Annotated in this window: 1 pseudogene; it reads right to left on the reverse strand. The window is 41.5% G+C overall.

Annotated elements, in window-relative coordinates:
• A pseudogene (locus DIZ30_RS06685) lies at positions 1-474 on the reverse strand (IS256-like element ISEfm2 family transposase); the annotation flags it as partial.
• Positions 475-569 lie beyond the last annotated feature (95 nt).

The following is a 569-nucleotide window of genomic DNA, read 5'->3' on the forward strand; positions in this document are numbered from 1 at the left end:
GACATACTTATCATTTAGAGTTCTAACTTTAAATGCATTTACTTCTTCAGTCAGCACTTTAGTCATTTTGGACATGGTTTGGGGCGTGTAGTGATACCCATACATTTCCTCAATCAAGTCTGCGATTTCCGACATGGTAATACCTTTTCGGAAGAGGTGAATGACGGTCTCCTCTAAGGTATCATTCGTCCGTCTATAAGCAGGAACAGTCTGTTGCTTGAACTCGCCGTTGCGGTCGCGCGGAATCTGGAGATGAAGTTCCCCGTACTCGGTCTTGACCGTACGGTCATAGGAGCCGTTACGAGAATTACCCGTGTTAAAACCAATGCGATCGTACTTTTCGTAATCGAGGAAAGCCGTTAACTCCGTTTTGAGAAGCGTATTGACAGCTTTTTCCAAATGGACACGGAATAATTCATTCAAATCGCCTTTGTTCGCTAGAGTCTTTAGAATTTCTGTAGTAAAATCGTTCATATGGAAGTCCTCTTTTCTGTGAATGTGTTGTGGTAACTCTATTCTACAGAAGGGACTTCCTTTTTTCTATTTACACAAAATATTTTACACTCTCA

It is taken from the genome of Enterococcus sp. H57, assembly GCF_003112495.1.
In the GTDB taxonomy this organism is placed as follows: domain Bacteria; phylum Bacillota; class Bacilli; order Lactobacillales; family Enterococcaceae; genus Enterococcus_B; species Enterococcus_B faecium.